The following is a 22,203-nucleotide window of genomic DNA, read 5'->3' as shown; positions in this document are numbered from 1 at the left end:
GAATTGAGTTTGCCACGAAAGATTTATTCAGATACAGCTGGTATCATCGGTTCTTTTTCTTTTTTCTGTGTAAAGCTTGTTCTTTTATCGAGTAAGCTAACGATTATGAATACGGCTGTAGATAAAGGTAAAGCGTAGAATAAAGGATCAATGTGCGTCCATGGATAAGGAAATAGAGCTGCTTTTCCAAACCACGCTTGTGATAACCCGATAGCAGCAGATTCTTTAAGGTGTATGAATAAGAAACCGATGATACTTACAGTAAATCCGACGATCATACTTGCTGTAGCTGCGCTCTTTGTAGCTCTTTTCCAATAAAGTGCTCCAATCAGAGCCGGCATAAATCCGGCTGCGCATATGCCAAACCAAAAAGCCGTTGCTTGAGCGATGATCCCAGCTGGAAGCAAGTAAGCTAATATAACAGCAGCGATTACTCCAATGAGCACGCCGATTCTTGAAGGATTGAGCTTTGATCCAAATAAGGATTGGACACCAAGAGTTTTTAAAATATCTTGGCCAAAAGCTGTTGCTTGAACATGAATGAGTGAACTAACTGTAGAGATTGTGGCAGATAATAAAGTGAGTGTAAACAGATAGATAAACCATTCAGGCATGATTTGGTTTATGAAGATAGGGATGATAAGATCGACGTTTCCTTTTGCGGCTGTTAAAGCGATCTCACCGGTTTTTTCATAAAAATAAAGATTGCTTAAAGGGCCGATCACAAAAGCTGCACCAGTCATAAAAAAGATAAAAACACCGCCGACTAATACAGAACGATAAAGTGCTCGATCATCTTTTACAGTCATGCATCTCATCGCGAGTTGAGGCTGCGCCAGTACTCCTATTCCAACTCCCATGATTATAGTACTAACAATGGTCCACCAAAGTGGAGATCCAAATTCAGGCATACTTGTCCAGCCTTGATGACCTTGATCGACAAGTGCTTGAGGTACGAGATTCTTCATTGCTGTTAATCCATTATGCCCCTCTACAATGCCACCTACGGCTTGATAGGTAACGAATAAAAAGATAGCCATTCCTATCAACATGACAACCGCACCAAATGCATCGGTATACATGACGGCCTTAATTCCACCTGTTACTACATATATCCCAATGATTGCAGCTAGCAGAATAAGAGCGAGATTAAAGTTCATGGAAAGTGATTCTTGAAGAAATCTTCCTCCCCCGATCAAAACGATACTCGTATAGGCTGGCATTAAAATAAAAATCATAGTTCCTGAAAAAACCGTGATAAATTTTGAATCATATCTCTTTCCTAGCAATGTAGGAAACGTTGTGGCGTTTAGATCAAGTGACAACTTTCTAATTTTGGTCCCGAAAATTGCAAATGCTACAAATATGCCTAGTACAATGTTAAGGAAAGCAAGCCATAACAAGCTAAATCCATGAGCTGCCGACACACCACCAAAACCAACAATGGCAGATGTACTAATGAAAGTTGCTCCATACGATAATGCCATGATCGCAGGGTGTATATTTCGCCCTCCCACTAAATAATCTGATTCTGTTACGGTCTTTTTATATCCATAATAAGCAAGCCAGGACATGATACCCATATAAACGATAAGAATTGGGATAAGGACAGCAAAATTCATTTTGAGTCATCGCCTCCTCTGTTCCACATGAATCCACCAAATACAACACACCCTAATGCCGAAACAACAGTAGCCACCCATACAAATGTGATAAGTCCATCTTCCATTCCCAGCATAAGCATAATCTCCTCCAATGTGTGAAAACAAATTACTTTGAATGCGCTTTCATAATTATGTAAAATAAATTACTCTCATCATTCCTCCTAATACCGACGTATTAAATGACTTCTTTTTATCCATAGAATCCCCTTTAAAGTTCCTAATTTTTTCTAGAAAATATCGTTTTGTAACATTCATGAAATATTTCTGTAATATTAGTGAAACCATAACAGCACTTCTCTCGTCTAATAATTAACAAGACATTGGGGAGGATTTAAATTGAAATTCAAAAAACGTACGGTAATCTTTACAGCAACAGCATTACTAACTCTCGGGGTATTAAATAATAACGATTTTGAAAGCAAAGTAAGAGCAACAGAACAAAATGCTCCTCTTAAACATGAGGCTGTTACTTCTGAACGATTAAACGAGGTTCTGAAACATAAACAAAATGATGTCGAGGAAAATGAAGAACGGGTAGCAGTTTCGAAAGTGAACGTTCCTGTTCAATCTCAAAATGAAAAAACAGTTCAAAATCCAGTTAAAAAAGAAAAAGTAGTACAGCCGCAGATTTCCGAAAAGCCTATAGAAAATAAAAATGAAACAACAAATCTTGAACCAAAGCCTGCTGTTCAGCCTCAAACAAAAATTGTAGAGGAAAAACCTAAACAAAAAGAGCAAACACAAGCGAAGTTACCGGAAACGAAAATCATCGACGGCTACACATACGTGAGCTTAATGGATGACACACATGAGAACTTAAAACATCTTGTAGCCATCGCAAAGAAACATGATGCTGCTCTTTATGCGATTGAGAATAGTGATTGTTTTTTGATGTTTGATAATTCTACCGATCAATTGATTATGGGCTTTAGTACGGGCATCAATACGGTTTCGATCGAAAACGTTGAAGTTCTATACGATATGCATCCCACGATTAAAGATCAAATTCAAGAAGTCATTAAAACGGGAGAACCCATTCAAGTCAAGGAGGGCGAAAATCAAGGCTACTATATTTCAAAAGTTGATGGAAAAATCAGAGTATCGTTTTAAAGACACAAAAAAGCCCTACGTAGGGGCTTTTTTTATTTCTTCTTTATCTCTTTTAAAGCGACTACTTTTAACGCCATCAGCTCATCATCCGTAACTTTTTCGAGCAACTTCTCATATACCGCTAGCTTTTCATCTTCGTTCAAGCCTTTACTTACTTTTTCTCTTATGGTTGCTAACTCTTGAACCGAGTATCTTTCAGAGATAAATTGAACCGCATCATTCTTCGTAGTAAATGGCAACTTCTGCTTTGGAGGTTTTCCTGTTTCTATGTACTTTCTAATCTCAGGATCTTCTAGAAGTTTTGTAATCTCATCTTCATTCGACTTTAATTCTTTTGTGATTTCTACCATTGCTTTTTCGGAAGCGTAATCCATCGTGAAGACGTACAATATTACCCCGGTTGTGATAAAAAACATCAATACAACACCTAACCACCATTTGATCATTTCATCACCCGCTATTTAATGAGATAATTCATTCATAACACAACTTACAAAGTTTGGAAAGAAAATGATATGATTTTTTATAATTCATACACAGACTTTACACGTGGTATATTCCCTTATGCTATCATTTAATTTAGAATGGTTAATCTTAGCAACTTTTGGAGGAGTGTTATGTCCCGTCTAACCAATCATTTAGTTGTCATCTCTTTTGACTGTCTTTCTTCCCTTGATTTTCCTATATTAGAGCAACTTCCGCATTTTAAGGAAATTTTAAATCGAGGCTCCCATTGCAAAAAAGTAGAGACAATCTATCCTTCTGTAACGTATCCCTGTCATACCTCGATTGTTACAGGAAGGTACCCCAAAAATCATGGAGTCGTAAACAACACGCTAACACAGCCGGGCAAAGCTTCGCCTGATTGGTATTGGCACAGAAAACATATTAAAGGAACTACTTTATATGATGAAGCTAAAAAAGCAGGTATGACTACCGGTGCACTCCTATGGCCAGTCACTGCCAGAGCGAACATCGATTACAACATGCCTGAGATCTTTGCGAACCGTAAGTGGCACCACCAGATTCCTGTTTCTCTCTTAAACGGAAGTAAAAGATACCAACTTGATTTGAACCGTCGATTCGGACATCTGCGTAGTGGTTTGAACCAGCCTGAGCTTGATGATTTTGTTTTAGAATCCACAATACATACGATTAAGAATAAAAAACCTCAGCTATTGCTTGTTCATTTTGTGGATCTCGATTCACAGAGGCACTACCACGGCTTTTCTTCTGATGAAGCAATGGATGCAATAAAGAGACATGACAACAGACTTGGTAGAATTGTCGAATCCTTACAGGAAGCCGGTATCTATGAAGAAACCACGATCGCAGTATTAGGGGATCATAGCGCACTTGATGAAAGTAAAGCGATTAAACTGAATGTTTTATTAAAGAAACATGGATTAATTGAAACAGAATCAAAAGGGGCTATACAAAATTGGAAAGCCTATTGCAAAAGTTGTGATGGATCAGCATATATTTACCTGAAGGATTCATCTGATCTACAAACAAAGGAGGTCGTTCACAAACTTTTGAACCACTTATTGGTTGATGAAACAAATGGTATTGAAAAGATCTACAGTCAAGAACAAGCGGCTGCAACCGGTGCTGATGATCGTTGTGCGTTTATGGTAGAAGCCAGACGCGGCTTTTATTTTAATGAAGATCATGAAGGCTCTTTTCTGAATGAAATTACTGATCAAGATGTGAGAAGAAAGCGGTATACACATGCGTGTCATGGGTATTCTCCTGAAAAAGAAGACTACTCAACTATTCTGTTATTAGCAGGTAAAGGGATAAAAAGAAATGTCATCGTTCCTTCCATGCATTTAATCGATGAAGGACCAACATTTGCTAAACTATTAGGTCTAAATTTAGGAAAAACAGATGGTAAAGTCGTGCAAGATTTTTTAACCAGCTAGATTTTAATGAATTCAAGTAGAGAGAGGACAAAACCTATGAAACGGTTTACGAAAGAAGAGAATAGCTGGATGTATTATGATTGGGCAAACTCAGCGTATTCAATTATTATCTCAACAGCTGTATTTCCTTTGTTCTTTAAAGCAGCTGCGACAAATGCAGGAGTCAGCTCATCGGATTCAACCGCTTATTTGGGGTATACCATCGCGATTGCCACGTTTATATTAGCGATGCTTAGCCCCGTTTTAGGTACAATAGCTGATTATAAAGGTTTAAAGAAACGATTCTTCACATTCTTTTTTGCACTCGGCCTTATTTCTACTGCAGCATTAGCTTTTATTCCAAGTGATCAATGGCTCTTATTATTAGTTTTTTATACGCTAACTGCAATCGGCTCTAGCGGATCTAATGTCTTTTATGATGCTTTTATAACCGATGTAACAACGGAAGATAGAATGAACAGAGTGTCTTCAAGAGGCTTCGGATTAGGCTATATCGGGAGTACGATTCCTTTTTTAATCAGTATCGCAATTATTGTATTGGCACAAAATGAGGTTCTGCCGATCTCAACTACAATAGCAAGTAAAATCGCCTTTTTGATCACTGCGATTTGGTGGGGAGTTTTTACGATTCCTATGTTGAAGAACGTTTACCAGAAGTATGGCATCGAACGAGAGCCGAAACCTCTGATCAACAGCTTTAAACGTTTAGGTAAAACAATGAAAGAAATACGAAAGTATCGTGCTCTGTTTTTATTTCTGCTCGCTTATTTCTTTTATATCGATGGCGTTGGAACCATCATAACGATGTCCACCGCTTATGGTTCAGATCTTGGAATCAGTTCTACTAATCTTTTAATCATTCTTTTTGTCACACAAGTCGTCGCTGCTCCTTTTGCCATTTTATACGGAAGATTAGCAGAGAGATTTACTGGCAAGAAGATGCTTTATGTAGGAATTGGGGTCTACATTATCGTTTGTATATATGCATATTTTTTAAAAACAACCATGGATTTCTGGATTTTAGCCATGCTTGTTGCCACTTCCCAAGGTGGAATTCAAGCGCTAAGCCGTGCGTATTTCGCTAAACTAGTACCAAAAGAAAACTCGAACGAATTCTTTGGTTTCTATAATATTTTCGGTAAGTTCGCTTCCATAATGGGCCCGTTGTTAATCGCAGTAACCGCTCAAGTGACTGGAAACTCTGCTAGTGCTGTGTTCAGCCTTGTGGTTCTGTTCATCATTGGTATTACGATTCTTATGTTTGTTCCAGAACCGAAAGTAGATTCATCTCATACGATTAGTGTATAAAAACAACCTTGAGCATTGAGGTTTGCTCCCCTTTAAATAGACAGATTTTAAAACTATCTTTTTATTTAAAGGGGATTATTTTTTGTGAACTCATTCCAAAAATTCCGATTACATACTTCCCTCTTCTATACGGCAATGAAAATCATCAGTCCTGTTCAAAATTAACTTATTCATTATTCTTTTTACTTCGGATAGTAAGTTATCCCACTTCTGAATCATACCTTCACTAAGTCCGATATGAAAATTCACTTCAAACGGCTCAATTCCTATTAAATAACCTTTTAATCTGTCTTTTTGTTGATATAAGACTTGGAACAAGTGAATATTATGCGGTGATATATCTAGAGATTGCTGTTGATGCAAATCAGCTATTCGATACAATGATACTTGTCCAGTTGAACATAGAAAAAAGCTTTGACTATGGAACTCGCCAAAGCTTTCTCTAGTATAGTTATTGGGTTGGCCCCTGATGTGGAAACTGATTCATATAATTCGAAAATTGCTGATACGTTTGCTGCATCTTTTGAGCATCAGCTGCTTCAAGTGCATACCAGCCCTTTTTGAACATCATATTATATAGCTCTCTTTGCATGTTTTGCGTTTCATTAAAAACGGCAAGCAGATCCTGATAAAGTGCATGATGACTAGCTTCGTTCAACGCAGTTGAATAAGAATCTGTCATATATTTTTCGTAAGAGAGAATGTCATTGATATAATCTCTATCATTCATCTGTGGAGTCTTTGCTACTGTTGATTCTGGGTTTTTAATTTTATTTGACTGATCCATATACATTCTCCTTTCTAGTTCTGCAATCCAGTTTGTGATTGATTCAACATTGCCTGTTGTCCTGAAATGTGGTTGATGATGCGCTTATAGTGACTTTCATGCATTTGGCATGCTTTTTCGAGTACAACTTTTATTTCTGGATCTTGACATTGATTTGCCATAAAGTGTGCTTTTTTCATTCCTAGTAAGTTCCACGAAAGCATGTCCATCACATAATTTAAATCCTTACCTGTGATCACTTGTGGCGGAGTTTGAAATACAGGCTGATTCTGTGTTTGATTTTGGTTCTGTTGTTGCATATAAGAGCCTCCTTCATATATTTACCACTTTATCTTTCCTTCCTCATCGGCGTTTATTCGTAAAAGGCTAAAAATCGCTGAGAATTTCCAGAGATCCAGATACCAGACGGGGTATACATATAATTAATTCGAGAAACTTTGGGAGTAATTCGAGAAATTTCATAATTATTTCGGCGAGATTTGGCTATAATACGGCGAGTTTTGATCATATATCGGTGGGTTTACAAAATTCGACAAACAACTGCTAGCCGTATACCCTCACATTATTACTTTCCCAGGTATACTAAAAAGCAAAAAAAAACAAGCAGCCATTACACCGCTTGTTTTTACGTTTACTTATTTTACGATCCACTTTGGTCCAAGTATCGTTTGTATACGATAAAAGTTTCCATACGCTGCATTCACTTTGTACGTTCCTGGATATAGACTAGCTGCTGCCATCTTGTGATTGACATTCGGTCTGTCATGCAATGGTACCTTTTGTGTGAGAGTTATGGTTTTAATAATAGGTGTTATACGCTTCTCCCAACGCTTGTCCCCTTCCACTGCCATATAAAGTCCTGCTTTTTTATTCCTTGTCCATTCTTCGTTAATAATCGTGATCGGCGGGTTCGTCTCCCCTGCATATGGAGCAAGTTCAAACGTAAAACCAGGGCGTTTGAAAGTTTGGATAAACCAATCTTTGTAGCCACCACCACTTGATAGCTGGGTATCAGGAGGAATGAGTCTATAGCCGGTCATGTTAGCCAGGGTTGTACCAAGCGTTTTGTCTCCCTCAAAGGTATTTGTTCCATAATTAAAATGGTAGTATAGTATTCTTCCAGCTGTGTGATAAGAATTTGTAATTTCAGGATCTACGAGGTAAGTGAGAGCAGTCATCGCTTTTGCTTCTTTCGTCACAAGTGGAGCACTACCCTTGTAGTCTTTATAAGAAGGAGCTTTCGCATTATTTGAAATCTGTTCCCAACGCGCAGGATATTGTCTGTTCAGATCAACTCCTTGTGCGTTCGACTTCCATCTTTTAAAATCCTTGCTTCCACCATTCATCTTAATGAGGTTGGCATGAGCTGTTGTAGGAAAAGCAGATAGACCTTTTTGCTGAAGTGTGACACCGTCTGGGTTAGTCATTGGTACAAACCAGATCGACGTGTTATTCAATACGTTTGCAACATTGTAACCATCCATCGTACTGTTGGCTACATAACGTTCGCTATACTGATCGATCATTTCCATTACGATATTTGTCGTCATCCATTCTCTGGCATGATGAGATGCATTGTAGAGTATCGTCGCATCCCCTCTACCCAGCTTCACTGCCCATATATCTCTGCCATAAGGTGTTTTCCCGAGTGAACGATATTGGACTAATCCAGGATATTTTTGAGCAAGTGTTTTAATATTACTCGTCATGGTTTCATATGTATACGTTTGAATTGGATTTACATAGCTTGCTGCTTCTCCCTTGTAACTCCAAAATGATAAGCTCCCAAGCAATAGCCCCATAAACAACACTAAACCTTTTTTCAAAGCCTTCTCTCCTTCCAACTGAACCTATTATTATTTGAGTATATTAATAGTATAGATAAGGAAATGTATCGCTTCGCATGAGGATAGTCGGCTTTAATGTTTCAATTTGATTACCGTAATTAAGTCAAACCTCACATAAATTTGGTATATAAAAGTAAATAATTATTTTTATTGTATAAAATGATTCATATTTGGTTTTGCATACTTCAAATTATGGGAAGAGTAGTAGGACGAGGATGACATAATAAGAGGGAATGCAGAACATGAAAGAGAATCAAGACAATAATAATAGCAAAAAAGCAGCTGTTCCAGATCGGCAATACTTTTTTCCAGTTCAAATTATTGAGTATTTTATTGAAGAAGGTAAAGCGTCTTTACAAGTTTCTAACTTAGCACAATTCATTTTATCTTTTATGGCAGGTGCTTTTATCGCATTTGGCGCATTAGGTTCCGTCTTATTATCCATGGGGGTTGAAACGACTGGTCCCTTTAACCTTTTATCAGGGGTTGGATTTGCTATCGGTTATACGATGATCTTTCTATCAGGATCCATTCTATTTACAGAAATCAACGTCTTACTGCCAAGCTATATTTTACAATCTAAGTACTGGATCAGTAAAAAGGTATTGAGGTTTTGGGGAATCTGTTATATCGGTAACTTTTTAGGAGCATTGTTTGTTGGTTTTCTACTTAACATGTCAGGTTCATTAGATAAAGAATTTTATGAAGTACTTCTAAAGTTCATGGAAAAAAAGATGGAGTTTACTGAAAGAGGAACATGGGGTTGGTTTCAAGTATTATTCTCTGGTATTCTTGCAAACTGGCTTATTGGAATTGCAGCCGTTCTTGCTACGGCTGCACGAGATGTAATGGGTAAAATTTTTGGAATTCTTTTACCTGTTATCATATTCGAAGCAGGAAATTTCCAACACGCCGTGGCGAACATGGGGTATTTTAGCATTACCGTGTTAGAAGGATTTGAATACAGTTGGTATGAATTTATTCTTCTTAATTTAATTCCTGCTACGATCGGTAACTTGATCGGTGGAGGGATATTAGTATCATTGTTACTTTCCTTCGCTTTTAAAGAAGACATTGATGATGATATCGTGAAAGAGGAAGAAGAGGAAGTAGAAAAGATAAAACATAAGATGGAATAATTGTGAAACACCTTTATTGTAATATACAGTAAGGGTGTTTTTTGTTAGAGTTTCAGTAGAATGTTGATTATTCTTATGTAGGAGATGAACCAATTTGCCTTATCAAACGAAACTTGCTTTTTTATATGTAGCAATAGGTGCGTCTCTTTGGGGAATCATTGGTTTTTTCGTTAAAGAGCTCTCACAGGCGGGATTTACATCCTTACAGATCGTTTTTTTAAGAGCTGCAAGCGCATTTCTTTTATTCCTGGCATGGATTATTGTACAAAATTCTAGCCTGCTAAAGATCGATGTAAAGGATATTTGGTATTTCTTAGGGACAGGTATATTAAGTGTATCCTTTTTCAATTGGTGTTATTTTACGACGATACAAACATCCTCACTAGCTATTGCTGCTATTCTTTTGTATACAGCCCCAGCATTTGTGCTTGTCATATCAGCTATTGTTTTTAAAGAGCAGTTGACCCGGCAGAAACTCTTTGCACTCGCTGCTACCTTCTTTGGCTGTACACTTGTCTCAGGTCTGTTCTCTGCTCAATTAGAACTATCGATGTTGAGTCTTTTGATAGGGTTAGGGGCTGGTTTTGGCTATTCTCTTTACAGCATTTTTGGTAAGTTAGCTAGTCGAAAATACGAAACATTAACCATCAGTATCTATACTTTTTTCTTTGCTATGCTTGCTCTATTTCCAATCAGCGGTATTTCCTCTGCTGACATCCAAGTCTATAGCCCTTCAGTTTTAATGAACGTGCTCGGTCTTGGTCTTTTTCCAACCGTATTTGCCTACTGGTTCTATACCCAAGGGTTACAACAAATAGATGCGAGTAAAGCATCCATCGTGTCTACTATCGAACCTGTAGTAGCAACCTTGATGGGCATGATGCTGTACAAAGAATCCATCTCCGTTGTTCAAGGTATCGGGATTTTATTTGTATTAGGTGCCGTTCTTATGATTCAAGAACGAACAGGCAAGTCCGTTCAAGCTTCTGCCGCACAAAAATAGCCAATAGAAAAGGTGCAGCATCTTCGCTGCACCTTCTTTTCTTTATAGAATAGAACTTAAGAAATCCCTCGTACGCTCTTCTTTCGGAGCGTTAAAAAGCTCTTCTGGCTTTCCTCTTTCCCAGATCTGTCCATCGTGCATGTAAACGACCTCATCTGCTACCTCTTTCGCAAAGCCCATCTCATGAGTCACAACGACCATCGTCATGCCTTCTTGCGCAAGCTCTTTCATCGTGGCTAGCACTTCTCCTACAAGTTCTGGATCGAGAGCTGATGTAGGTTCATCAAACAGCATAATATCTGGTTTCATCGCAAGCGCTCTTGCAATAGCAACACGTTGCTTCTGTCCACCTGATAATTTGGCTGGATAAACATCTGCTTTATCAGAAAGACCCACTTTTCCAAGTAGAGCTTTTGCTTCCTGTTCAGCTTCTGATTTATTTTGGTTTTTTACATTAAGAGGAGCTTCCATCACATTTTCCAATACCGTTTTGTGAGGAAATAAGTTAAAATGCTGAAAAACCATTCCTACTCTTTGACGTACTTCGTTTAAGTTATGTGTTTTTGGATCAATCTCTTCACCTTCAATAACGATCTTACCGCCATTTTTAATCTCAAGGAAATTAATGCATCTAAGAAGAGTACTCTTTCCAGAACCACTGGCACCAATTAAGACGACCACTTCACTCTCTTGTACGTTTAAATTCACTTCTTTTAATACTTCTAGATCTCCAAAACTCTTTTTCAAATTTTCAATCCGTATCATTTCTTTTTTCAACTCAGACACCTCCTATTCCCCAGCTGATAGTTTCTTCTCTAATAAGTTAACAAGTAATGTGAAAAGAAGAACGAGTATTAGATAATATAGACCTACAATAATCAAGTATGTCATCTCATCAAATGTTCTAGATCCTTGTGTCGTTGCAATACTAAACAATTCGTTAAGGGCAATAAAAGATGCAAGAGATGAATCTTTCAGCCCAATAATAAATTGGTTACCTAAAGGAGGTAACGCTCGTTTAAAGGCTTGGGGCAGGATGATTCTTCTCATAGCCAAACCATATGTCATACCTAAAGAGCGTCCTGCTTCCATCTGCCCTTTATCTACCGACTGAATAGAGCCTCTGAAAATCTCTGCAATATAAGCACCATTATGCATAGCAAGACCAAATGCAGCCGACCAAAATGCTGATATACCTAACTCTGCTAGACCAAAGTAAAAGATAAAAATCTGTACGATCAGTGGTGTACCGCGAATGAGTGCTATATATATATTGGCGATCCAATTCAGGACTTTAATTCCTGATATTTTAAATAATGCAAAAACAAGTCCAATTCCCGTACCGATCAAAACGGATACAAAGGTAAGTTGAAGTGTGACCCAAAGTCCCTTCATGAAGAGTGGATAACTTTCTACTAATACGTCTAAAATGTGTGCGAGATCAAACATGCCATTGTCCTCCCCTTTTTATTCTCTTTGTTAATGGTTTATGGTGTGTAGGATTGTCTGGATAAAAGAAAGCCACCCTGCACGTAAACTCATGAGGGCGGCTCCACCATTATTCAGGCTTCTTCGTGATATCAGCACCGACGTATTCTTCACTAAGCTTCGCAAGCTCACCGTTATCCTTCATTTTCTTTAACGCTTTATTTACCGCTTTAAGCAATTCTTTATCTTCTTTTTTTATGGCGATCGCTTGTTCACTCGTACCAAGCTGCTCTTGTTCAACAATCTTAAATCCTTTTTCAATCGCTTGTTTACCCGTGATTGCGTCAGTAATAACCGCATCATGTTTTCCTTCGCTCAACGCGCGCAATGCTGTCGCATCACTATCATAATTTTTAATCTGATCGGTAAAATCTTGTGCGGATTTTTCATAGGTAGAACCTTTTGAAACAGCAACTTCTTTTCCTTTTAAATCTTCTTTTGTTTTAATATCACTGTCTGGTCTTGTAAAGATTACCGGACCTGAGTAATAATAGGGCTCGCTAAAATTCACTGCTTTCTTTCGGTCTTCAGTGATTGTATGGCTTGCCACTGCTGCGTCAAAACGATCTGCCTTAATGGCGGATACAGCGCCGTGGAATTTAAACTTTTCTGGAACAGGTTTTAAGCCAAGTTCTTTGGCAATCGCCTTACCGACTGCAACATCAAATCCTGTTAGTTCTCCTCCCTTATCAACTGAGCTGAATGGTGGAAACTCTCCTGATACGATGAAGTTAAATTCTCCTTCATTCTTTAATTCTAGACCCCCGTCACTTGACTCACTGCTACCACATGCAGCTAGTACAAACATTGAAAAAACAACAGCTAAAATACCAATCTTCTTTTTGAAATCTTTCATTCTTATCCTCCTTGAATATCCCTTTTTGTAGATCCCCCTACTAAACAAGGGTAGCATGAATTAGAAATCTTCTCAATTTTGCGTTAATTCTTACCTATCAAAAAGATCAGATTTTTCATGCATCTTTTATATGGTTACCCTTTACAAAAAAACCGTAAACACTTATTTAGCAAGCAAAATAAAACACATCTCAGCTTGCTGAGATGTGTTTTATCAAATCTTATGGTAATAGCTTTGTGGGCAGCAATATCGTGACCGTTGTCCCAATATCTAACATACTTTCAAAAGTAATGTTTCCATGATGATTTTCTATGATCTTTAATGATACCATGAGGCCTAATCCAATTCCTTTTTCTTTATTAGAATAAAAGGGTTCGCCAAGTCTCGCAAGCCGTTCTTCGCTTATCCCCACTCCTTGGTCAGTCACTCTAATAAAGACATAGCCTTCATCATGTGCTCCTGTTTCTACAAAGATGGTGCCTCCGCTATCCATGGATTCTATAGCATTCTTGATAACATTGATGATTACTTGTTTTATTTGATTTCCTTCACAAAGAATCTGAGGCACGTTCTTTAAATGCGTCTCAAATTGAACGTTGTTAAGGTTTGCTTCAGAATCTAACAACGTGATTGTCTGTTTAATAAAATCATTCACATTTCTCTGCTGAAAAAACGTTTCCTGATGTGGTTTAGCTAATACTAAAAATTCAGTGATGATCGATTCGATCCGATCCATCTCTGATAAGATGATCTCGCTATGAAGATCTTCCATATCCGCTTTCATGAGTTGGACGAACCCTTTAATACTAGTGAGCGGATTACGAATCTCGTGAGCGATGCCTGCTGCAAGTTCACCCACGACGGTGAGCTTATCAGATTTTCTAAGCAGCTCTTCTTTTTCTTTTAAATCTGTTATATCTTCAGAGATTCCTGCGATTCGATAGATCTCATCCTCGTCATTGGTGATCGGAAATGCTCTAGTGCGGATCCAGCGTACTTTATTATTTTTGCCGTGTATACGATATTCGATCTGTGATTCACGTTGTGCGATCAGTTTAATGAATGCTGAGACTGATTCTTGATCTTCCGAGTGAACGTCTGTAAAAACAGATTCAATGAGATCTCTTTCTTCAGTATCCCAAATTTGCTTAAAAGCCTTTGATATGTAAAGAAGCTGATGCGTTTTGTAATCTTGCATCCAAAAGATGTCTTTTGCATGTTCAGCAAACTGGCGAAATCTCTCTTCACTCTCTCTGAGCCCCAGTTCCATCCTCTTACTTTGAGTGATATCTCTAGAAACACCAACAATTCCTTCAACCTGACCTTGATCATTATTGATAGGAGACAGGATAGCCTGATAATAGAGACGTTCACCATCACGAACATTACTCCATTCATAAAATTGAGATTTACCTTGTAGAACAAGATGACATGCCTTCTCTTGCCCTTCAGCAATCTCAGCGCCAAAAACTTCACGAACGGTCTTACCTAAAAAGTAGGATGGTTTCACACCATGCTTTTCCATCCATCGTCCATAGATGCCTGTATGTACAAAATTGGTATCTAACGTAAAAACGGTGTCTTCCATTGAGTTGACAAGTGAGTAAAAGCGCTGCTGACTGCGATTCAACTTTTTTTCTGTACGTTTTAACTGCTGATTGTCCGTTAAAGTAATAACGGATAGCTCGCTCAAATTTTTCTTAAGAGGAACGATAGAAATAGACAACGAAGACGAAAAGCCTGTGTTGTTACAGATTAAATCTATTTCAACCTGATATTCTTGTGTTTGGTTTTTTACATAGTGAAGGTAAGCTTCTTTAAGTGACCATTTCTCATTGTTTGAATTAGTAATAAAGAACGGAAGCTCATATAGAAATGCGCCTTCAAGTTCAGAATCAGTCAATCTTAACATGCCACACGCTTTTGTATTGGCATATAGAATCGTGCCACATTGTTCTAATACGATAATCCCGCTATTAACCGCTTCATAGAACGTGTGCATCATTTGTTTTTTATTTTGTAATTCAAACGAAGTCTCTCGCATGTTCTACATCCTTGTTGAATTATTTTTAAAGTATTTACAAGAAATGCCTTTTCTCTATTTTTCTATTAAATACAAAAAAACACAAGAGTTATTTTCATCTTTTTGGATTCGCACTAATGTTTATCCTTAAACACTCCATATGGAATTGCACAGGTTAATACTTCAAAAGAAAAACAACTCTTGTACAACATTGGTGAAATTCTTTTTACTTACAGTTAGTAATATAGAAAAACACACTGATTATTTTTCAGTGTGCTTTGATAAAACTTCATTAAACGATAGAGCATCTCCTAGACTTTTAGGATCGGATAATATATCTTGTGGTGCATTTGCTTCTCCTATTAAATAACCAACAAATTCAGTTCCTAAAAAGTCAAATATATATTGGAATTGCTGGATCAAAGGCAGTGCTTTTATTCGTGGAGAATCCCCACCTACTGTAATAACATAAGCTTTTTTATTGCTCATCCTTTTCTTAAAGTTCAATTTTTCATCTCTTAAACTCTGTGAGAACCGATCTACAAAGTTTTTCATAACTCCGCTCATGCCATACCAATAAACAGGTGTAGCAAAAACAAGTACGTCATGCTGTAGGATCTGATTGATTAACTCTTCATAATCGTCATCAACCTTATCAAAGCCTCCGCTATCATGGCGCTGATCATCTATAGGATTTATTTTATGGTTTTTGAGGTAAAAAGAAGTATATTGAATCCCGTTTAATGCTTTTTGTGTTAAAGCATCTGTATTTCCGTTCTCTCTAGAGCTTCCGTTGATAACTGCGATTTTCATCTTTATCACCTTTCTGTTATGCATCATTTTAATGGTCGAATATCACTTCATTGCATCGTTATCTCATAAAAAATAAAAACAAAGAATAGAGTAAAAGATACCAGACTAGGAGGGTCTTTAATGATCGTATTCACCATTATCTGCATGATTGGTTTCTATCTTCTAACGATATATGATTCTAAGAAGGTGAAACAAGTCATCTGGCCTTTATATGGAATAGTAGGCATCGTGTGCTTTATCTCTTTATTCTCTTTAACACCTGATACCGTGACTTATGTATATTGGGTAAGATTATTCTTTCTTCTATTGACCATACCTTTGTTCATCCTTGTCGTTCGTAAAGTGTGGCAGCTCAGTTCAGAAACGACAAGATGGATTCAGTACACAGTATCTATTCCAATCTCCATCCTATTTATCTTAACACTTTGGTTATGCTGGAACATGTTTCCGATCTTTATGTATGTTCAATGATATGCATTCTATAAGAAAACGAAACACCCGCCTTCTGAAATGACTGAAGACGGGTGTTTCGTTTTGAAGGTTACGACTGTCCTCGTTAGATGGACAAATAAGCACTATTTGTCTTTGTCGGGGGTCTTACCCCCTTGCATAAGTGAGAGCACTTCTTTAACAATCGTGTTTATCTTTTGGTTGATAAAATCCTCTCCAAAGCTTTCTTTGGCTTGCCTGATTGCCGTTATGACTTCTTCATTGTATTGAATCAACTCTTCATCATCTTCAGCTTCGTTGTACAAATCAATCATGGTGTCTAAACCCTCTTGCATGCGATCTATCGCTTCACTATATTTCTCTCGATCTTCCTTATTATATTTCAACTTCATCACCCACTCTCAGTTTTTCCATCTATGAGCGCTATCAAACTTCATAAACATTTACTCTTGTGACTTTCTTCCCTATTTTTTCATAGGAAAGTATACTATAATAATTTGGTTATTATTATCTTGAAATATATTATTTTACATATTCGTTGAAAGGAGGGGGAACAATTGATCCGCCGTTGGTTTTCGAAGAAAAATAAATCATTGCAGCCTGCATTTGAAACACCGTCTACACATTCATCGTTGAGTCTATGCACGAATGCAACGGATGAACCAGATCCTGCAAAAGAAATATCGCATTTTAAAATGCGTCTAAAAGAATATGGAATAGAGTTTAGTCACTTAGTCTCCAGCACTCCTAAGAATGTTGAAAACAGACAGCAAGCTATAAAAGTTGCTGAAGAGATCTCGAAAGATCCTGAGATGCGGAGTTACTTTTTAACGTGGAAACGGTTGCCCCTTCTTCATAATGAAAGTACACAGCATCAAAAGGTCACCATGAAAAAACAGCGAGAATACATAACCGCTCTTACCCTTATATTTATAGAAAATTATCAAGTGTTGCTGCAATATGTTCCTGGCACGGGAGGAAAACACTAATGAACAAAGCGATTATTGTAGAAGTTAACAAACGCCATGTCATCGTTCTTGCTGAGGGCGGAGAATTTAAAAAAATAAAAAATACCAATGCCGCCTATACAGTCGGCCAAGAAATCCGACTTCCTGTAAGACAAGAGAACAAAAAACCTGCTTTCTCTATCTTTAATTGGAAAACCGGAACGGCTGTAGCATTAGCGATTTTTCTTTTGTTCTTCCAAGTTCTCGCACCGGTTTCTGGACCTGGAGCATATGCTTATGTCGGTATAAACATGGATCCTAGTCTAGAGTTAAAGATTGATGAGGATATGAAGGTTCTTGATATCTATGCTTACAATCAGCAAGGACATATGGTTCTTGATCGGTTAGATGATTGGAAGAATGAAGAAATTGAAATGGTAACTGATCTTATTTTTGAGACGTGTGAAGACCTAGGCTATCTAAAGTCAAAAGAAGAAGTATTAATCACTACAACCCTCTCAGAGGAAGTACCTTCTGACAAAGAAAAAGAGATCAAGCAACAAGTAAATAAAGTCATGACTGAAAAAGCTCAAAAGAAATCAATAGAAATGACAACAATTGTCATGAGTTCTGAAGAACGTGAACAATCAAAAAAGATGAAAATGTCACCTGGTCACTATGCGATTTATAAAGCAGCTAAGAAGTCTGGTAAGAAGATCACAAAGAATGAGATTTCAAGCCTTACAATTAAAGAAATTTCCGAAAAAGTGGGACCGATTAAAGAGCTGCTGAAAGAGGATATTGAAACAGTTGATGCAACTGTAAACAAAAAAACGGATCTAGTATATGAACCACCTCTTCCTATCTTGGATATAAAAGATTCGAAAAACGAGGTAAAAATAGAAAAAGAAATTACACCTGTTCAAGAAAAACTACAAGAACCACAAAGAAAGAAAACCATTGAGTTGCCTGTTACTCACGCTGAGATTCCTGTATCACCAAAAAAGGAAGAAAAGCAAACGGATAAACCCGTAAAAGTTGAACAAGAGAAGCATGTTAATCCTCCTGTCCCTTCTGTTAGTGACCAGGACAACAACACGCATAAGGCACCTGCGAAGAATACGCCTGTTGTAACTGTACCAAAGGAAGAGAAACCTAAGCAGGAAAAGCCTGTAGATGACAGACCAAAACAGGAATTACCTAAAGAGGAAAAACCTAAGCCAGAAGTACCGAAGGAAAACATTCCTAAAGAAGCTCCAAAGGAAGAGATTCCTAAGGTAGAAAAACCTAAGGAAGAAAAACCGAAAGAGGAATTACCTAAAGAGGAAATCCCTAAAGAGGAAATCCCTAAAGAGGAAACTCCTAAAGAGGAGACTCCCAAGATAGAAACACCTAAAGAAGAAACTAAGCCAGAACCGAAAGAGCATTGGATTTATATTGAGATTATCATTGATGGTATTACGATTGAAGTACGCATTAAAGTAACAACAAATGTTTCGGATGCTGAATTGAAGCAAAAAGCCTTAGCTACTTACCAACAAAATTCTCAAAAACATTCATGCCATACAGCTACTTCAGCCAGTTCACAAGAAGTGAAACAAGCTGAACCTAATAAAGAGCTACAACAAGACACAGAAAATGAAGAGGTAACAGAATCAGTCAATGAAGAACCTCTTTTAGAAAAAGCTTCATAATGATCAAACCCCAGGACGAAAAAAGAGTCCTGGGGTTTTTGTTTTCAATTCGTATAGATACCTAACTTTTATGGCAATAGTGAGAATAGGAGGAGAGTGTTTGTATGCGATCAATTTACTATGCTTATTTAAGAATGCCGATGCTGATTCGACTTGCCATCATTCTTTTTAGCATTCTTTTCTTAAGCGCTAGTTTAGCTCACCTCTTAGAAAAGAAAACATTTCCGACGTTATTTGAAGGTTTCTATTGGGCAGTTATTACGGCAGGAACGGTTGGATATGGAGACTTCACTCCAGAAACCACGCAAGTCAGATTACTAGCTATCTTCCTTGTGTTCATTGGCGCATCTTTTTTTGCTTTTTTAACTGTTCATCTAGCAAGTTCCGTTGTGAAAAGAGAAAATCGTTTCTTCGAGGGGAAAAGTATGTATAAGAACAAAGATCACTTTATTATAGTCGGCTGGAACGAAAGAGCTAGACATACGATTCAAGCTCTTAAAGATAAACTTAAATCGAACCATATTGTTCTAATCGATGAATCTTTAAAAGAAAATCCATTATATGTTGAAGGTATTCATTTTATTCATGCTAAGCCTAGTGAAGATCATACATGGTTGATGGCTCATATTCAGCAGGCACATACCATCCTGATCACAGCAGATGCAAACTTAAAGGAATATGAAGCCGATACGAACACAATTCTTTCAATTCTAACAGCTAGAGGCTTAAATCCTACAGTATCCATTCATGCAGAAGTATTAACAACAGATCAAACGACAAACGCAAAAAGAGCAGGTGCAAATCATATTATACACACTTCGAACTTAGCTTCACATGCAATGGTTTCTAGCCTTGCAAAAGAGATATGATAAGAAAAACAGATAGCAATCACGTCTATCTTTTTTTCATTTAGGCTGTTTTCGTAAACTTTGTTGCATTTGAAAGTGTTGATTTCCGTTCCAGGTTGCTCGCTTTCCACGGGGCAGGCGGTGAGCCACATTCGTACGTTTCACGTATAAGTGTCTCACCTGCCCGCCTGTCCCGTAGGAGTCTCGCACCTTCCACTACAATCAATTGCCAAAGGTGACATGGGGTACAAAGCATTAATCTTTTAGAAAAGAGCGTTAATTTAAAACAGTTGTTTCTACCTTTTTGACTAATTCTTTTGCGATGCCAATCCACTTTTGATCAACAGTTGCATCAGGATCTTGTGGTTCTGAAAACTGATTAAAACTTCCTGAAATGTTACCTGTTTCGGCATTATCATCAAGCCCTATTTGATATTTGTGAGCCAATAAAAAGGGTTCTCCAAATTGAATCGTCGTATCCTTTTTATCTAACTGCCCATCAATGGCTTGAAAAGGAATTCTTAAAAACGTGTAGCCTAATTCATCATCCAGCTTATAATCAAAATATCCGTGATCATAATCCCAGTTTCCTCCATAGGAAAAGCCCATTCCTTTCAAGACATCTTCAGCTTCGTTCAGTGCACAACACTCATTTTCAAGTCTGCTTTTTATCGGTTTCATAAATCGTCACCCCTTCATAATCTATTTCTTAGCGTTTCCAAAGAAAGAGAAGATTATTTGAGCTATATTTTATAAAAATATAAAAAAGCCTGACTCATAGAATGCTCTGAGTCAGGCTAGAAAGATTGATTATAGACGTTTTTCTAATTCTTCTTTTTCTTTTTCAAATCCTGGTTTACCTAGTAAAGCAAACATGTTTTTCTTGTATGCTTCTACTCCCGGTTGATCGAATGGATTTACACCTAACAAGTATCCACTCACCGCACATGCTTTTTCAAAGAAATACACGAGATAACCAAAATGATATGGTGTCATTTCAGGAATACTTACGACTAGGTTAGGAACCCCACCATCTGTATGAGCAAGCATTGTTCCTTGGAAAGCTTTCTTGTTAACAAAGTCCATCGTTTGACCTGCTAAGAAATTTAATTTATCCAAGTTCTGATTGTCTTCTTCTATCGTGATTTCTTCTCTTGCTTGATCCACATATAACACGGTTTCAAATAAGTCACGACGTCCTTCTTGCACGTATTGTCCCATTGAGTGAAGATCTGTAGTGAAGTCTACTGATGCTGGGTAGATGCCTTTATAATCTTTCCCTTCACTTTCACCGTAAAGCTGTTTCCACCATTCAGATACATAGTGAAGACCTGGCTCGTAGTTTACCATCAGTTCGATGGTTTTGCCTTTATTATAAAGAGCGTTACGAACAGCTGCATATTGGTACGCTTGGTTCTCTGCAAGGTTTGGATTGTTAAAGTCAGCTGCAGCTTCTTTTGCACCATTCATCATCTCTTCGATATTTACTCCACTTACTGCGATCGGCAACAGACCTACAGCTGTTAATACAGAATAACGTCCGCCAACGTCATCAGGAATGATAAAGGATTCGTAGCCTTCTTCGTTCGCTAACGTTTTCAATGCACCTTGAGCTTTATCAGTCGTTGCATAAATACGTTTACGAGCCTCATCTTTTCCATACTTTTCTTCTAAGAACTTTCTAAAGATACGGAACGCGATTGCAGGCTCAGTAGTAGTACCAGATTTAGAAATCACATTTACAGATACATCTCTATCTTTTAATACATCAAAAAGTTCTTTAACATATGTTGAAGAGATGTTCTGGCCAGCAAAGAATACTTGAGGAGTCTTGCGGTCTTCTTTAGCTAAAAGGTTATAGAACGAGTGATTTAACATTTCAATCGCCGCACGTGCTCCTAAATAAGAACCACCGATTCCTACAACAATCAATACATCAGAATCACTTTTAATTTTTTCCGCACTTTTTACGATTCGGCTAAACTCTTCACGGTCATAGTTTTCTGGAAGATCAACCCAGCCGAGAAAGTCATTCCCCGCCCCAGTTTTTTCATGAATTGCTTCATGAGCTGTTTTTACCGCACCTGTCAAATAATCTACTTCATGCTGACCAATAAAAGAAAGGGCCTTGCTATAATCAAAACTAAGCTTTTTTGTCATATGTAAGCCTCCTAGAACATCATTATTCTTTCACTTTATACAAGTACAAGGACCAAATCAAGAAACCAGACAAATGTAATCGTTTTCTTTAAAAAAGACGAAATATTCAAAAAGCAGCCATATAAAAAGAAAGGTCACTCC

23 protein-coding genes are annotated in these 22,203 nt (G+C 37.6%); 9 read left to right on the top strand and 14 right to left on the bottom strand.

The annotated features are described in order from the left end of the window. Positions 1-23 precede the first annotated feature (23 nt). Positions 24-1,622, bottom strand: a complete 1,599-nt coding sequence (locus ACOZ9X_RS03060) for a sodium:solute symporter family protein (RefSeq protein ID WP_423416979.1) — start codon at positions 1,620-1,622, stop codon at positions 24-26. 378 nt (positions 1,623-2,000) lie between these two features. On the opposite strand from ACOZ9X_RS03060, the gene ACOZ9X_RS03055 reads away from it, so the two are divergent. Then, on the top strand, positions 2,001-2,774 hold the full coding sequence (locus ACOZ9X_RS03055; protein ID WP_423416978.1) for a hypothetical protein: 774 nt from the start codon (positions 2,001-2,003) through the stop codon (positions 2,772-2,774). A gap of 32 nt (positions 2,775-2,806) precedes the next feature. On the opposite strand, the gene ACOZ9X_RS03050 is transcribed toward ACOZ9X_RS03055, so the two are convergent. Next, positions 2,807-3,220, bottom strand: a complete 414-nt coding sequence (locus ACOZ9X_RS03050; RefSeq protein WP_423416977.1) for a hypothetical protein — start codon at positions 3,218-3,220, stop codon at positions 2,807-2,809. Between the two features lie 171 nt (positions 3,221-3,391). On the opposite strand from ACOZ9X_RS03050, the gene ACOZ9X_RS03045 reads away from it, so the two are divergent. Further along, a complete protein-coding gene (locus tag ACOZ9X_RS03045) occupies positions 3,392-4,699 on the top strand; it encodes an ectonucleotide pyrophosphatase/phosphodiesterase (protein WP_423416976.1) in 1,308 nt (435 codons plus the stop codon). A gap of 36 nt (positions 4,700-4,735) precedes the next feature. Next, positions 4,736-6,007: an MFS transporter gene (locus tag ACOZ9X_RS03040; protein WP_423416975.1), complete on the top strand. Its 1,272-nt coding sequence runs from the start codon at positions 4,736-4,738 to the stop codon at positions 6,005-6,007. A gap of 108 nt (positions 6,008-6,115) precedes the next feature. Here the strand turns inward: ACOZ9X_RS03040 and ACOZ9X_RS03035 are convergent, their stop codons facing one another. The 4 genes from ACOZ9X_RS03035 to ACOZ9X_RS03020 form a co-directional block, all read right to left on the bottom strand. After that, positions 6,116-6,388, bottom strand: a complete 273-nt coding sequence (locus tag ACOZ9X_RS03035; RefSeq protein ID WP_423416974.1) for a hypothetical protein — start codon at positions 6,386-6,388, stop codon at positions 6,116-6,118. A gap of 70 nt (positions 6,389-6,458) precedes the next feature. Next, entirely contained in the window at positions 6,459-6,800 is a 342-nt protein-coding gene (locus tag ACOZ9X_RS03030; protein ID WP_423416973.1) for a spore coat protein, read from the bottom strand. A gap of 8 nt (positions 6,801-6,808) precedes the next feature. After that, positions 6,809-7,093: a hypothetical protein gene (locus tag ACOZ9X_RS03025; protein WP_423416972.1), complete on the bottom strand. Its 285-nt coding sequence runs from the start codon at positions 7,091-7,093 to the stop codon at positions 6,809-6,811. Positions 7,094-7,429: 336 nt separating this feature from the next. Then, positions 7,430-8,620 (bottom strand): M14 family zinc carboxypeptidase, encoded by a 1,191-nt coding sequence (locus ACOZ9X_RS03020; protein ID WP_423416971.1) that lies wholly within the window; start codon positions 8,618-8,620, stop codon positions 7,430-7,432. A gap of 263 nt (positions 8,621-8,883) precedes the next feature. On the opposite strand from ACOZ9X_RS03020, the gene ACOZ9X_RS03015 reads away from it, so the two are divergent. Continuing rightward, complete coding sequence (locus ACOZ9X_RS03015; protein ID WP_423416970.1) at positions 8,884-9,780, top strand: formate/nitrite transporter family protein; 897 nt, start codon at positions 8,884-8,886, stop codon at positions 9,778-9,780. Between the two features lie 94 nt (positions 9,781-9,874). Next, positions 9,875-10,783, top strand: coding sequence for a DMT family transporter (locus tag ACOZ9X_RS03010; protein WP_423416969.1), 909 nt, complete (start codon positions 9,875-9,877; stop codon positions 10,781-10,783). A 42-nt stretch (positions 10,784-10,825) separates the two neighbouring features. Here ACOZ9X_RS03010 and ACOZ9X_RS03005 read toward each other — a convergent pair whose 3' ends face one another. The 5 genes from ACOZ9X_RS03005 to ACOZ9X_RS02985 form a co-directional block, all read right to left on the bottom strand. Then, a complete protein-coding gene (locus tag ACOZ9X_RS03005; RefSeq protein WP_423418210.1) occupies positions 10,826-11,548 on the bottom strand; it encodes an amino acid ABC transporter ATP-binding protein in 723 nt (240 codons plus the stop codon). 24 nt (positions 11,549-11,572) lie between these two features. Next, entirely contained in the window at positions 11,573-12,232 is a 660-nt protein-coding gene (locus ACOZ9X_RS03000; RefSeq protein ID WP_423416968.1) for an amino acid ABC transporter permease, read from the bottom strand. A gap of 109 nt (positions 12,233-12,341) precedes the next feature. Further along, a complete protein-coding gene (locus ACOZ9X_RS02995; RefSeq protein ID WP_423416967.1) occupies positions 12,342-13,127 on the bottom strand; it encodes a transporter substrate-binding domain-containing protein in 786 nt (261 codons plus the stop codon). Positions 13,128-13,347: 220 nt separating this feature from the next. Then, positions 13,348-15,171: a PAS domain S-box protein gene (locus ACOZ9X_RS02990; protein ID WP_423416966.1), complete on the bottom strand. Its 1,824-nt coding sequence runs from the start codon at positions 15,169-15,171 to the stop codon at positions 13,348-13,350. A 240-nt stretch (positions 15,172-15,411) separates the two neighbouring features. After that, the gene (locus tag ACOZ9X_RS02985) at positions 15,412-15,957 is read right to left on the bottom strand and encodes a flavodoxin family protein (RefSeq protein ID WP_423418209.1); all 546 of its coding nucleotides are present in this window, start codon (positions 15,955-15,957) and stop codon (positions 15,412-15,414) included. Between the two features lie 126 nt (positions 15,958-16,083). Between ACOZ9X_RS02985 and ACOZ9X_RS02980 the strand changes: the two genes are divergently transcribed. Next, complete coding sequence (locus tag ACOZ9X_RS02980; protein WP_423416965.1) at positions 16,084-16,434, top strand: hypothetical protein; 351 nt, start codon at positions 16,084-16,086, stop codon at positions 16,432-16,434. A gap of 104 nt (positions 16,435-16,538) precedes the next feature. Here ACOZ9X_RS02980 and ACOZ9X_RS02975 read toward each other — a convergent pair whose 3' ends face one another. Beyond that, positions 16,539-16,799: a hypothetical protein gene (locus ACOZ9X_RS02975; RefSeq protein WP_423416964.1), complete on the bottom strand. Its 261-nt coding sequence runs from the start codon at positions 16,797-16,799 to the stop codon at positions 16,539-16,541. Between the two features lie 171 nt (positions 16,800-16,970). Between ACOZ9X_RS02975 and ACOZ9X_RS02970 the strand changes: the two genes are divergently transcribed. From ACOZ9X_RS02970 to ACOZ9X_RS02960, 3 genes are all read left to right on the top strand, one after another. Continuing rightward, positions 16,971-17,402 (top strand): hypothetical protein, encoded by a 432-nt coding sequence (locus tag ACOZ9X_RS02970; RefSeq protein WP_423416963.1) that lies wholly within the window; start codon positions 16,971-16,973, stop codon positions 17,400-17,402. Further along, complete coding sequence (locus ACOZ9X_RS02965) at positions 17,402-19,054, top strand: anti-sigma-I factor RsgI family protein (protein ID WP_423416962.1); 1,653 nt, start codon at positions 17,402-17,404, stop codon at positions 19,052-19,054. The genes ACOZ9X_RS02970 and ACOZ9X_RS02965 overlap by 1 nt, the downstream gene beginning before the upstream one ends. 104 nt (positions 19,055-19,158) lie before the next feature. Beyond that, positions 19,159-19,923 (top strand): potassium channel family protein, encoded by a 765-nt coding sequence (locus ACOZ9X_RS02960; RefSeq protein ID WP_423416961.1) that lies wholly within the window; start codon positions 19,159-19,161, stop codon positions 19,921-19,923. A 255-nt stretch (positions 19,924-20,178) separates the two neighbouring features. Here ACOZ9X_RS02960 and ACOZ9X_RS02955 read toward each other — a convergent pair whose 3' ends face one another. Then, positions 20,179-20,583, bottom strand: a complete 405-nt coding sequence (locus ACOZ9X_RS02955) for a YugN-like family protein (protein ID WP_423416960.1) — start codon at positions 20,581-20,583, stop codon at positions 20,179-20,181. A gap of 129 nt (positions 20,584-20,712) precedes the next feature. Then, entirely contained in the window at positions 20,713-22,062 is a 1,350-nt protein-coding gene (locus tag ACOZ9X_RS02950; protein WP_423416959.1) for a glucose-6-phosphate isomerase, read from the bottom strand. Positions 22,063-22,203 lie beyond the last annotated feature (141 nt).

It is taken from the genome of Fictibacillus nanhaiensis, assembly GCF_049537595.1.
In the GTDB taxonomy this organism is placed as follows: domain Bacteria; phylum Bacillota; class Bacilli; order Bacillales; family Fictibacillaceae; genus Fictibacillus; species Fictibacillus nanhaiensis_F.
Note: the sequence above shows the minus strand (reverse complement) of the source record. Positions and strands in the feature narration are given on the sequence as shown.